Source organism: Prevotella koreensis (genome assembly GCF_003977605.1).
In the GTDB taxonomy this organism is placed as follows: domain Bacteria; phylum Bacteroidota; class Bacteroidia; order Bacteroidales; family Bacteroidaceae; genus Prevotella; species Prevotella koreensis.
The window spans coordinates 347,868-360,319 of the sequence record NZ_RYYU01000001.1 but is presented as its reverse complement, the minus strand read 5'-3'; the positions used below and the strand labels follow the sequence as shown (position 1 = coordinate 360,319).

General features: G+C 42.3%; 10 protein-coding genes and 1 pseudogene. 10 read left to right on the top strand and 1 reads right to left on the bottom strand.

Annotated features, from left to right (window positions below; all coding sequences use genetic code 11):
• Nucleotides 1-12: 12 nt before the first annotated feature.
• From EHV08_RS01495 to EHV08_RS01450, 10 genes and pseudogenes are all read left to right on the top strand, one after another.
• Nucleotides 13-1,209, top strand: a complete 1,197-nt coding sequence (locus EHV08_RS01495) for a C1 family peptidase (RefSeq protein WP_126677667.1) — start codon at nucleotides 13-15, stop codon at nucleotides 1,207-1,209.
• 514 nt (nucleotides 1,210-1,723) lie between these two features.
• Nucleotides 1,724-2,536 carry a KilA-N domain-containing protein gene (locus EHV08_RS01490; RefSeq protein ID WP_126677666.1) on the top strand — a complete coding sequence of 271 codons (813 nt, stop codon included), beginning with the start codon at nucleotides 1,724-1,726 and terminating at the stop codon, nucleotides 2,534-2,536.
• A 9-nt stretch (nucleotides 2,537-2,545) separates the two neighbouring features.
• Complete coding sequence (locus EHV08_RS01485) at nucleotides 2,546-3,442, top strand: helix-turn-helix transcriptional regulator (protein ID WP_126677665.1); 897 nt, start codon at nucleotides 2,546-2,548, stop codon at nucleotides 3,440-3,442.
• A gap of 65 nt (nucleotides 3,443-3,507) precedes the next feature.
• Entirely contained in the window at nucleotides 3,508-4,026 is a 519-nt protein-coding gene (locus EHV08_RS01480) for a hypothetical protein (protein WP_126677664.1), read from the top strand.
• 69 nt (nucleotides 4,027-4,095) lie between these two features.
• On the top strand, nucleotides 4,096-4,887 hold the full coding sequence (locus EHV08_RS01475; protein WP_126677663.1) for a hypothetical protein: 792 nt from the start codon (nucleotides 4,096-4,098) through the stop codon (nucleotides 4,885-4,887).
• Between the two features lie 2 nt (nucleotides 4,888-4,889).
• Nucleotides 4,890-5,447, top strand: a complete 558-nt coding sequence (locus tag EHV08_RS01470) for a hypothetical protein (RefSeq protein WP_126677662.1) — start codon at nucleotides 4,890-4,892, stop codon at nucleotides 5,445-5,447.
• A 3-nt stretch (nucleotides 5,448-5,450) separates the two neighbouring features.
• Nucleotides 5,451-6,257, top strand: a complete 807-nt coding sequence (locus EHV08_RS01465; protein WP_158676032.1) for a hypothetical protein — start codon at nucleotides 5,451-5,453, stop codon at nucleotides 6,255-6,257.
• 200 nt (nucleotides 6,258-6,457) lie between these two features.
• Nucleotides 6,458-7,394, top strand: a pseudogene (locus EHV08_RS01460) (IS30 family transposase).
• 234 nt (nucleotides 7,395-7,628) lie between these two features.
• Nucleotides 7,629-9,359 carry a single-stranded-DNA-specific exonuclease RecJ gene (gene recJ / locus EHV08_RS01455; RefSeq protein WP_126677660.1) on the top strand — a complete coding sequence of 577 codons (1,731 nt, stop codon included), beginning with the start codon at nucleotides 7,629-7,631 and terminating at the stop codon, nucleotides 9,357-9,359.
• Nucleotides 9,360-9,486: 127 nt separating this feature from the next.
• Nucleotides 9,487-11,397: a RecQ family ATP-dependent DNA helicase gene (locus EHV08_RS01450; protein WP_126677659.1), complete on the top strand. Its 1,911-nt coding sequence runs from the start codon at nucleotides 9,487-9,489 to the stop codon at nucleotides 11,395-11,397.
• Here the strand turns inward: EHV08_RS01450 and EHV08_RS01445 are convergent.
• Nucleotides 11,375-12,187 carry an acyl-[acyl-carrier-protein] thioesterase gene (locus EHV08_RS01445; RefSeq protein ID WP_126677658.1) on the bottom strand — a complete coding sequence of 271 codons (813 nt, stop codon included), beginning with the start codon at nucleotides 12,185-12,187 and terminating at the stop codon, nucleotides 11,375-11,377. The two genes, EHV08_RS01450 and EHV08_RS01445, sit on opposite strands and share 23 nt — an antisense overlap.
• Nucleotides 12,188-12,452: the final 265 nt, after the last annotated feature.

Here is a 12,452-nt window from a genome sequence, read left to right as displayed (position 1 = left end):
CACTAAACAACAATGAAAAAGATCTTAACACTCGCTGTGGCAGCAATGCTCGCCACAGGCGCAATGGCACAGGAAGCGGAAGCAAAGAACAACAAGCCTGTGTTCACAACAATCAAGGCTTTGCCTATCACAAGTATCAAGGACCAGAGTCGTTCAGGCACATGCTGGGCATACTCTACACTCTCATTCTTCGAGAGCGAGATTTTGAAGGCCTCCGGCAAAAACCTTGACCTCTGCGAAATGTTCATAGCAAACAAGGACTACATGGAACGTGCCATTCTCACAGTACGCATGCACGGTGACAGCCAGTTCGCACAGGGAGGTTCGGCTGCTGACGTTCTCGAAATAATCAAGCGTTATGGTATTTGTCCGGAAACAGCAATGCCATTGCCGGGCACAATGCAGGGTGACTCACTCGCTAACTTCAACGAATTCTTTGACGTAATGTCTCCATTCGTTAATGCTATTTCAAAGAGCAAGGCCAAGAAGATTTCTAACCAGTGGCGTGTAGCACTTCAGGGTATCATCGACTCTTATCTCGGAAAGTGCCCTGAGAAGTTCGTATATGAAGGCAAAACCTATACTCCGAAGCAGTTCTCAGAGAGCCTCGGAATCAACTGGAACGACTATGTAAGCATCACAAGTTACACTCACCACCCATTCTACACATCATTCCCGGTAGAGGTGCAGGACAACTGGCGTTGGGATCGTTCATACAACGTTCCTATGGACGAAATGATGCGCATCATCGACAACGCACTTGACAACGGTTACACCATCGCATGGGGTGGCGACGTTAGCGAAGACGGCTTCACACGCAAGGGTCTCGGTATTGCATACGACACCAAGGCTGTGCAAGGTCTGGCAGGAAGCGATGCCGCACGTTGGTTGAAACTTTCTTCTACAGAGAAGAACAACAAACTCGACTCTCTCGGTGTAAACGCACCTGAAATCGTTCCTACACAGCAGATGCGTCAGGATGGATTTGACAATTGGGAACTGACTGACGACCACGGCATGCACATCTACGGTCTTGCTAAGGATCAGAACGGAAAAGAGTACTACATGGTGAAGAACTCATGGGGCGAATATGGCGACTACAAAGGAACATGGTACATGACCAAGGCTTATGTTGCTGCCAAGACAATGGATTACCTCGTGAATAAGAACGCCATTCCAAAGGATATCCGCAAGAAATTAGGAATATAATTCCTTGCTGACAATCAGATGATAAACAAATGGCTTGCCGCTCCGACATATAAAGGAGTAGCAAGCCATTTTCACGTTAAAGGGCATCGTATTTACCCAAATCGGTGATTAATACCAGAATTATTTTTGCTCCGCAATAGAACAATATCAGTTAAGGACTTTAATAATCGCATGAGGTTTAAAAATAAAAAAGTATGATTTTTCGATTTACAATAGGAAAATTCATTTTTATTTGTTAATTTTGGATAAAACCGCAAACCTTTTGTAAATAAAGGCAGTTCGGAGGATTGAGAAAAATCTGGGTTACGAACTGGCAACGGTTCTCATTTCCTCATTCTGCCGTGATTTGCATATCAAAGAACTCCCAACGCTGAGCCACCAGCCTGTTTCAATGGCTCATTGTCGGAGACAAAGGTACACAGAATATATGAGATTACAAAACTTTTGAGGGATTTTTCGTTGTCTCGCGTTTTTATGCTACCTTTGCAAGCATAATTTATAATAGTACTACCCTATGGCAAAGATAACGGTTCAGAACACTGAAATAACAGTCTTGTCTTATAACGATAAGGATTATATATCGCTTACAGATATGGCTAACGGCAAACAAAGTGAAAGCCGTGCTGCTGACATCATCAAGAACTGGATCCGCACTCGTTATACTATCGAGTTTCTTGGAACTTGGGAGATGATTCATAACCCCAATTTTAAAGTGGTCGAATTTGACCACTTTAGAATGCAGGCAGGTTTGCCAAGTTTCGTGATGAGTGTGAGTGAATGGGTTGTGAAGACCAATGCTATCGGTATCATTGTCAAGAAAGGACGATATGGGGGCACTTACGCATTCAAGGATATTGCTTTCGAGTTTGGGACTGCCATTAGTGTTACCTTCAAACTCTACCTAATTGACGAGTTCCAGAGACTGAAAGAGGAGGAACAGAAGCAATTGGGGTGGACTGCCAAAAGAGAACTCTCTAAAATTAACTACCGTATTCATACGGATGCTATCAAAAGCCATCTGGTACCTAAAGAAGTAACCTCTGCACAGGCAAGTATCATTTATGCCGAAGAAGCCGACGTATTGAATGTGGCAATGTTTGGAATGACAGCCAAGCAATGGCGAGAGGCCAATCCAGAACTTAAAGGCAACATCCGAGATTATGCAACTATCAATGAACTGATATGTCTGTCGAATATGGAGAATATCAATGCCATGCTTATCAATGAAAGTGTTCCACAAGGCGAAAGGCTCGTTAAACTCAATCAGATTGCCATCCAGCAAATGCAGGTGTTGGAGGGGAATAGCAATAGGAATCTGTTAAAGTGAAAGGCTTTTATGACAGACAGGCTATATGCAAAATACATCTGGCTCATCTCCACAATCCACGATGCAGGCAAGATTTCGTTTGAGGATATTGCCCGCAAATGGGACGATGCGTATATCAATGATCTGCACCAGCCATTGAAACTGCGAACTTTCCATAACCATCGAAATGCGATACTGATGCAGTTTGGTATTGTGATAGAATACCAGCGGGGCTCTAACCTATATTACATTGACAATCCTGATGCACTGGAGAATGATTCTATCAACCAATGGTTGCTCGATTCTTTTGCTGTTAGCAATTTGTTGATGGACAACCGCTCTATCAGTGATAGAATCATGTTGGAGGATGTGCCATCTGGAAGGTACTACCTCGAAATCATTACGTCTGCGATGCGTGAGAATCGCCAAATAGTGATTGATTATGAGGATTTCTTTGGCAATACCATACAGGGGCTAAATGTTAATCCTTATTTCATCAGATTGTTCAAACGTCGCTGGTATGTGATGGCGCTTGTAATGCCAAAGAAAGAGATTCACCGCTTTGGACTTGATCGTATCAAGCGCATAGAGGTTTTGAATTCCAAGTTCAACTATCCCAAAGATTTCTCGCCTCTGGATTATTACATAGATTATTATGGTGTGTTCCATGATGCCAAGCCTATGACTATACGATTGAAGGCCTATCGCGAGAAACCACATTATCTGCGTTCACTTCCTCTGCATCATAGCCAACGTGAAATAGAGTCAAATGCAGATTATACTATCTTTGAGTATAAGATAGCACCAACCTACGATTTTATTCAGGAGATTCTGAGTCATGGTAACCAGTTGGAAGTACTATCGTCAGACACCTTCCGCCAGCAAATCAAGGCCATTATTCAAGAAATGCACGATTTCTATAAATAATTTTTTCTGATATGCAATTGTGTTGCATATTCCTGCCATAACTTTGCCAAAAAAATGAAAGAGTTATGGCAAATATTGATGAACTTAAAAGATTGGGTGAAAGGTTCCCCAATAAGAATGTTGGTTGTGGCAATCCTGATGCAAAAATACTGGTTGTCACGCAAAAAGCAGGAAACGAAGATGTAGATTTTGAGTATCTGAAAGAACTATTCAGAAATTTGCCTGATGCTGAAGATGAGAATGTCGATGTACTCAAGCTTTGTTATTATTTGGTGTATGACGAGGAACTGTTGAAAGATTCTTTCTTTGACAATTTCCAGGTAATACTATATTCATTCATAGATGGCAACCACCTGGATAAGCATGATCCAACCAAGTTGTTTGGAATGAAATGGATGAGTGAGTGTACTGTTGAAGATGGAGCAACTCAACATTTGTTTGTAGCACATTCTAAAGCAGATAACAATAGATCCGAAAGGCTCATGTTCTGCACATACCCATTTGGAAAGGTTTCCTATGTTATTCAGAAATGCACAAAACTGTTGCTAAATTGGTTTCTATTATCCCTCAAGAAGATATTTTAGAATTATAAGTGATGCAATATTTAAAAAGATGTGCTATATTTGCAAGCAAATAGCTAAAAGAATAATAATATGGAATATCCTAAAGAATTTAAAAATCTGATTAAATTTGTAAAGTCAAATTGTAAAGGCGAATATATTGGTGTTGGAAATCCAATATCTAATGTTTTGTTTGTTGGAAAAGAACCGGCAATCCCAGAGGAAAAGAAACTTCAGAGATTATGTGAAATAGAGGAGAATTGCACCCAGTGGGAAAACAATATTAATCAAGGCCTTGATATTATTGATATATTGCCAATGTATTGCAAGAATTATCAGTATAATCCATTATATCCATATAAGGGGCAAAAGTATTCCGTTTACACAGAAAAAAGCAAAAAGGGAGAAAGTGGTACTTCTAAAACATGGTATCAATATCAGAAATTATGGGATTTGATATGTGATGGTAAGACAAAGAGTCATTCTGATTTTATCGATTTTCATGAGCATTGCTTCTCTACGGAATTAAGTTCTGCCAATGAAAAGTATAGTTCTCGAGTTAATTCTGGAAATCGCACAAATTCAATTAATTTAAGAAAAGGATTATTAGGTCATCCCTTTTACCAAAGGTTTTCTATCATGATTCTCGCTGTAGGTCATTATCCAAGACAACATAATATTGATATTGAGTCTATCTTCAAATCAAAATGGAAAGGGCAAACATGTGTAGTTGGAAGATTCTGGTACAATATTCACGAATCTTTGACAGGTACACCAAAGTTATTAATACACACGAACCAATTATCAATGGTGTCTGATGAACTGATAACAGAAATCTCGGATAGATGTATAGAATTCAAAATTAAATACCATATAGAATTATAAATATGATACGGCGAAAATTTAAAATCAAGGACGGTGTTCTTCTTGAAACAACTGAGGTTAGAATAGAAGATTATTCGAAACTTCTTAAGTACAATATGAATCTAAAGAAGTTGGCAGATGACATCAGACGTTCAAGAAATGACGAACACTTTGAGAATTTTCTGTTGAAGGCTGAAAAACTTTTTGCAGAAGAAATAGAGAAAGTAAGAGTTGTAAAATATCCAGTATTGGGTAATCATTCTATTTTCTATTACATGTATGGTCACATGAGCGACTGGGTTAGATACGCAGAAAACGAAGTCATTTATGCAAAAGCATTACTAACTCAAGCATGTCATATAGTAGAAACCGTGCAAATCATTAGGCAAAGCCGCAATATTGAAGATGCTGTAAATAAACTGATGGCAGCATTAAACTTGGATGAGATAGGAGCAAAGTATGTAGCCAATCAAAGATTAAGCATCTTAACAGGTATCAGACCTGAACAACACAAAGAGGCTATAGCACATTTTGAAAAGCGACTTTCAAATGTAAAGGAATTGGCTAAATATGACAGATAGGTCATGAGAAACTCTCAACATTGGAACTCTCCTCTGAAGTCTGTAATGAAAGACCTCCAGAGTGATAATAGACCAACACAGAATGCCGCCTTGAAAGAATTGAGGCGACGTTTTGTTGGACTTGATAAAGAGGAACAGATGCAAGTCCTTGTACATCACCTTCGTCGTGAAAAGTCATTTCGTGAATGGGCATACTCACGATTGCTTGATTTGTGGGATGAGGCTTTTGAACCTATCGTCAAAAGTTTATGGGAGCAATACCATGAGGAAAAATGTGCTTGGGCGATTATTAGGCATTTTCCTCTTTCGTATGTATTGAAACACAAAGAGGACTTATCCGTTGGAAGAAATCGTCCATTTGTGGTTAGGCGCTTGTGTGAAGACAAATCTTACACAATTGATAGAGACAAACTCACCCCTTACGAATATATTTGGGTTCTCTCAACAACAGGAAGAGATATTACAACAGAAAGAGCATGGAGTCTCCTCATTGAAGCAACAAAAGATGTCTGTCAGGCAAAGGATACTGACGATTACGGACAAGGAGATACCTTCTCCGTAAAGATAAATAAAATACTTTATCATCTGGACAAGATGGATAAATCAGTCATTACGACCTCTTATCGGAATTGGTATCAATCATCCATTGAAAGCATCACGAATTCCCAGATATGGGATTGGTATAGGATTGCAAAACAGTTGAGATTTGATGGAATTAGGCACCCTTACGATATTCTCGCAGACAAATTATCTATGCATTTGCCAGAGTTAGAAATGTTTACTATTAGAAAGAATTTCTCTATTCAGTAAGCCTCGAAAGGAATAGGCTTAAAGTGTAAGTTCAAAAACGAAGTGCAATAAAAAAGTGGTCCTAGCCGAGAGATGTAGACGTTCTCGAAGCGTAGCGAGAGGTTGTCTGCATCTCTCGGCGAGGAAAAAGAGACAATCAGCAATACAAATAAAAAAGGGAGACCGAAATCTCCCAAAGATTAACTAACTTTGTATTGCAAATGTATCATCAATTAATCTCGGAGCAAAGGTCGCAAATTTTTGCCTTACTCCAAAAGAAAACAGCGAGAAAAGAAATTGCCGACATCGTCGGCATCAGTCAGGCAACACTGTCACGTGAAATCAAACGCAACAGCACGCCATCGGGAAAGTATATTTGGACGAGGGCACACGATATGGCTATGCAGCGCAGAAAGAGAACGGTAACGAATGCCAAACTATCCGACGAATTAGTCCGGAGGATCAAGGTATATTACCAACTACCGGTGGTCTCCAAGACAAATATCAGGGTATCTGCGCATAAATGAGGGGATAAAGGTGTCCCACCGGTCCATCTATAACATCATACACAATGACACAACAGGGAAACTTGCCGAACACACAAGACATAAGATGAAATACAGGCATCGGCCCAAGGGCGGACATCTTCCAATCAAGGACAGGGTGAGCATACATGAAAGAAGTAAGGAAGTTGATGGGAAAAGATTCGGAGATTTTGAGATGGATTTAATCGTCGATCCTAACCAAAACGCCATACTCACACCGGTGGAGAAATCCACCAATATGTTGCTTATGCAGAAACTGCCATTTGGGAAGCAGTCAAAGCCTCCGGCAAAGGTGGTTAGAAAACTGCTGCTACCATACAAGGACTACCTGAAGACCATTACAACTGATAATGGACCGGAATTTGCGGCACATAAGGACATCACGAAATATTTGGGAGAACCTGTGTACTTCGCTGATCCATATTGTTCATGGCAAAAGGGAACGGTTGAGAATACAAACAAGTTAATAAGACAATATATACCGAAAAAGGATTCGTTTGACCAATATACGGACAAGAGAATTATGTCGATACAAAAAAAATTGAACGAAAGACCGAGAGAAAAATTAAACTTTTCTACACCAAAGTGCGAGTTCTTCAAACATGTTTTGTAATTTTGCACTTGCTGGTTGACTCTACAATGCCTTTATTTATGAGCTGAACTGCGTTAATCATCCAAAAAAGCTTTTCTATTTCAGCATTATTTCGTAACTTTGGGGGCGCGTATTGCGCTTTTCTTAAAAGAGCCTTTTCGTTGGACAAACAAATCCATGAGCAGAGTAGAATTTACAAGACTCATGACTTGAAAGAAAAGGCAGATGATAAAGAAGGAAATAAAAACAATATAAATGCACTTTAAATGGAACTACGAAACACCATCTCCGGAACAACAGAAAGCGACAGAGGAACTTGCCGTTAAATTAGGGATGTCTCCTGTGCTGGTCTCACTCTTGATAAAACGCGGCATAACAACCGAATCGGCGGCAAAACGGTTTTTCCGTCCGCAACTCGGTGACCTCCTGAACCCATTCCTCATGAAGGATATGGACATCGCTGTTGACCGTCTTAACGATGCTATGGGACGCAAGGAACGCATCATGGTATATGGTGATTACGACGTTGACGGCTGCACTTCCGTTGCACTGGTTTATAAGTTTCTACAGCAATTCTATTCTAACATAGAATATTACATACCCGACCGATATGACGAAGGTTACGGTGTGAGTTATAAAGGAATAGACTATGCCAACGAAAATGGTGTCAAACTGATTATTATTCTCGACTGCGGAATAAAGGCAGTCGATGAAATTGCCTATGCCAAGAGTCTTGGCATAGATTTCATTATCTGCGACCATCACGTTCCCGACGATGTGATGCCGCCTGCCGTGGCAATTCTTAACCCGAAACGCCCCGACGACTCCTACCCTTTCAAGCACCTCTGCGGTTGCGGAGTGGGCTTTAAGTTCATGCAGGCATTTGCCAAGAACAACGGTATTCCGTTCTCAAGGCTCGTGCCGTTGCTCGACCTTTGCGCCGTAAGCATCGCCGCCGACATCGTTCCCGTGACCGACGAGAACCGTATTCTGGCATTCCACGGACTGAAACAACTGAACCAAAGTCCGAACATCGGACTGAAAGCCATTATCGACATCTGTGGTATGGGAGGGCGCGAAATTTCAATGAGCGACATAGTTTTCAAGATAGGTCCCCGCATTAATGCTTCGGGACGCATGGAAAACGGAAAGATGAGCGTTGACCTCCTTGTGGAGAAAGATATACAAGAGGCACTTAGCAAAGCGCACAACATAAACGAGTATAACGAGCAACGCAAGGACATCGACAAGCAAATGACCGAGGAGGCCAATCAGATAGTGGCGCGAATAGACAGCCAAAACCACCATAGCAGCATCGTGTTATACGATGAGAATTGGAAAAAGGGAGTTATAGGAATTGTTGCATCGCGACTCACCGAACTCTATTTCCGCCCCACGGTGGTAATGACTCGCGACGGTGACATGGCCACCGGGTCAGCACGCAGCGTGCAGGGGTTCGATATATACAGCGCAATAAAGAGTTGTCGCGACCTGCTTGTGAACTTCGGAGGGCATACATACGCCGCAGGACTGACCATGAAATGGAGTCATCTGCCGGAATTCAGACGACGTTTTCAGCAATATGTGGATGAGAACATACGCCCCGAACAGACTGAAGCGATACTCGACATAGACGCGGAGATATACTTCAAAGACATTACCCGACGGCTGCACAGCGACTTGAAACGCTTCGCACCATTCGGACCTGCCAATACCAAGCCGCTGTTCGTTACCAAAGGAGTTTATGATTTCGGTACGAGCAAGGTTGTTGGAAGACATCAAGAGCACATAAAACTCGAACTCGTTGACTCCAACTCCAACAACGTAATGAATGGCATCGCTTTCGGGCAGAGCGAGTCGGTGAGGTATATAAAGAGCAAACGTGCTTTCGGTATAGCATATACGATAGAAGACAACGTGTTCAAGAAAGGCGATGTTCAATTACAGATTGAAGATATTAAGCCGGAAGAGAAGGTCGAGAATTGACACTTTACGGTTCGTGAAGGTCTCTTCTATTATTCGCCGAACAACAATCGAACAAAATCAGTCAAGGATTCTAATGGCCGATTGGGGTTAAATATGCACGCTGTTTCATGATTTGTCGGAAAAGAGGATGGGTATAAGCGATTATCAATCGATACTGAAAGAATACTGGGGATATGACGATTTCCGGGGCATTCAGCGTGAGATAATCGAAAGTATAGGCAACGGCAAGGACACATTGGGACTGATGCCTACAGGAGGAGGCAAGTCGATAACGTTCCAAGTGCCGGCAATTGCCAAGTCCGGAGTGTGCTTGGTGATAACGCCTCTCATAGCATTGATGAAAGACCAAGTGGCAAATCTCAGAAAACTTGGTGTTAAAGCGGCGTACATAAATAGCAATATGAGCCACGGCGAAACGCTCACGACACTCGAAAACTGCGTACATGGAGGCATATCTCTGCTCTACATCTCTCCCGAACGACTATCTTCTGAACTCTTCAAGACAAAACTAAGACACATGGAGGTGAGTTTCATAACCGTGGATGAGGCTCACTGCATAAGTCAATGGGGGTATGATTTCCGTCCGTCGTACCTCGAAATAGTGAATATAAGGCAACTGAAACCCGATGCTCCGGTGCTCGCACTCACGGCAACGGCCACGCCGGAGGTGGTGGACGATATTCAAGAGAGGCTCGGATTCTGCGAGAAGAACGTCTTCAAGATGAGTTTTGAGCGTAAAAATCTTGCCTACATCGTGCGCCATGCCATAGATAAGGAGAAACAACTGCTGCATATCCTCAACTCGGTGGCGGGTTCTGCGATTGTATATGTGCGCAGCAGGAAACGCACAGTGGAACTTGCTAAACTGCTGACGGATAACAATATCAATGCATTGGCATACAACGCCGGGCTTGATAGCGAGATACGCAACCAACGACAGGAAGAATGGAGCAAATCGAAAATGCGCGTCATGGTAGCGACAAATGCTTTTGGCATGGGAATAGACAAACCCGATGTGAGGATTGTGGTGCATTGCGACTGTCCCAACTCACTCGAAGCATATTTCCAAGAAGCAGGACGTGCGGGACGTGACGGCAAGAAGAGTTATGCCGTGTTGCTGTATAACGATGCCGACAACAGAAAACTGATGAAGCGTATCGCCGACACATTTCCCACGAAAGAATACATAAGGAAAGTGTATGAACACCTTGCCTACTTCTATCAGATGGCAGTTGGTTTCGGAGAGGGAGTTACCAAAGAGTTCAATATGGATAAGTTCTGCGTTGCGTTCAAGCATTTCCCTGTACAAGTAGAGTCGGCTTTGCATATACTGACACGCGCCGAATACATCGCTTACGAGGAGGAACAAGACAACCGGGCACGCCTGCATTTCACTCTCGGGCGCGATGAACTTGACCGTCTGAATCATCTTTCTGAAAAAGAGAACATCATAATAACAACACTGTTGCGCTGCTATGGCGGACTGTTTGTTGAATATCAGTATGTCAACGAGAATTTCCTTGCACAGCAGGCAGGAATGGATGCCGTAGATGTCTATATTCTGTTGAAGTCGCTTAACGACAAACACATACTGCATTTCATACCACAGAAAAAGACACCTTATATAAAATACGTGCGCGACAGGGAGGACGGAGAGGATGTTGTCCTGTCTGCTGCAGTGTATGACGACCGCAAAGCCGATATGGAAAGGCGCATAAAAAAGATGATTGAGTATGTCAGCGATGAGAAGACCTGCCGCTCACGCATGCTACTAAAGTATTTCGGAGAGAAACGTGCGGATGATTGCGGACAATGCGATGTGTGCAATGAGCGCAAAATAAATCGTCTCTCCGAGCAACGACTGTCACCGGCAAAGCAACAGATAACGGAGTTGTTAAGTGACGGAAAACGTCACCACGTTACCGAATTGCGTCGTATCAACATTGACTCCGAGATTGTTGACGAGGCTCTCGAAGACCTTCTCGCAGAAGAGAAAATAAGAATGAACGGCAGTTTTATATTTTTTGAAAGCCGTTGATAGGTTGAACGAACTTTAGTTTTGAACGACAAACCTCCACTTCTTCACCACCGCGGGAAGGTGTTTTGGTTATACGTATCTTGAAAGCAAGCGCATCTTCGGCATCGGTCTCACGATAGAAATTAAGTCTGTCACCATAATACGATTCGGCAACGTAGGCTATGTCGAAACGCTTCAGCGTGTTCTCGCGATACCATTCCAAAGGGAAAAGGTCGAGCACATGCTCTATGTACTTCACCGAATTGATGTGTCCGTTAATATCAACATCGTGATATAACGTTTCTATCGTGCGCACAAGTTCTGCATCATCGGCCATTTTCACGCGTGATAGTTTCTCCATAGGATTCTCTTTCTCGTTTTCCACGTACTTCATTATCGTCCCGTCATTCACATCAAAGATATTAGAAGGTTGCCGAGTTTCTGTATCTATCATTGCCCAAATGCTTCTGCCGTAGCCGTATGTTTTGGGTCGAGTGTCATTATCAGAAGATGAAACGATGCGGAAACTACGGTTCGTGAAATAGCGCATTGCACTCTCAATCCATGTCTCTACACAGAAATTCTCATACTGCATCGGCATCTCATCCATCTCTATTGCCAATCGTGAGAGCACCCAAGTCTTGTTTATAGAGTTGAGATAGTCCATTCCGAAACCGCGGTCGCGACTATGAAAATCGGCTGCATTGAGCAAATGATTACCCAAGTTTCCCATGAAAAGGCGGTGACTGAAGTCGCAATGGAACGGCTCTGCCAAATTATCGTATTTCCCAATCTTATCTATTATTTCCATAATAATATGTTTAGAGGCATCTTCTTGAATATATTGACACCTTATTTGCTACACCGCAAAGTTACTGAAAAAAAACGAATAAGAGCCAATCGGGCATCGGATTTTTTGTGAAACGAAGTGTTACTATTCTTAATTATGGGTGATTTGGTTCGCAATTTAGTCTAAATGGGTTGGCCGGAATATATTATATCTATAAAGAATGGTTGGAAATGAAGCACTATATTATTAAAAAATCCCGCCCCTCTGGATGAGAGAAGCGGGAATA

Coding starts and splice junctions, on each gene's coding strand:
- EHV08_RS01495 (WP_126677667.1), top strand. CDS start 13: ATGAAAAAGATCTTAACACTCGCTGTGGCAGCAATGCTCGCCACAGGC.
- EHV08_RS01490 (WP_126677666.1), top strand. CDS start 1,724: ATGGCAAAGATAACGGTTCAGAACACTGAAATAACAGTCTTGTCTTAT.
- EHV08_RS01485 (WP_126677665.1), top strand. CDS start 2,546: ATGACAGACAGGCTATATGCAAAATACATCTGGCTCATCTCCACAATC.
- EHV08_RS01480 (WP_126677664.1), top strand. CDS start 3,508: ATGGCAAATATTGATGAACTTAAAAGATTGGGTGAAAGGTTCCCCAAT.
- EHV08_RS01475 (WP_126677663.1), top strand. CDS start 4,096: ATGGAATATCCTAAAGAATTTAAAAATCTGATTAAATTTGTAAAGTCA.
- EHV08_RS01470 (WP_126677662.1), top strand. CDS start 4,890: ATGATACGGCGAAAATTTAAAATCAAGGACGGTGTTCTTCTTGAAACA.
- EHV08_RS01465 (WP_158676032.1), top strand. CDS start 5,451: ATGAGAAACTCTCAACATTGGAACTCTCCTCTGAAGTCTGTAATGAAA.
- recJ (WP_126677660.1), top strand. CDS start 7,629: ATGCACTTTAAATGGAACTACGAAACACCATCTCCGGAACAACAGAAA.
- EHV08_RS01450 (WP_126677659.1), top strand. CDS start 9,487: ATGGGTATAAGCGATTATCAATCGATACTGAAAGAATACTGGGGATAT.
- EHV08_RS01445 (WP_126677658.1), bottom strand. CDS start 12,187: ATGGAAATAATAGATAAGATTGGGAAATACGATAATTTGGCAGAGCCG.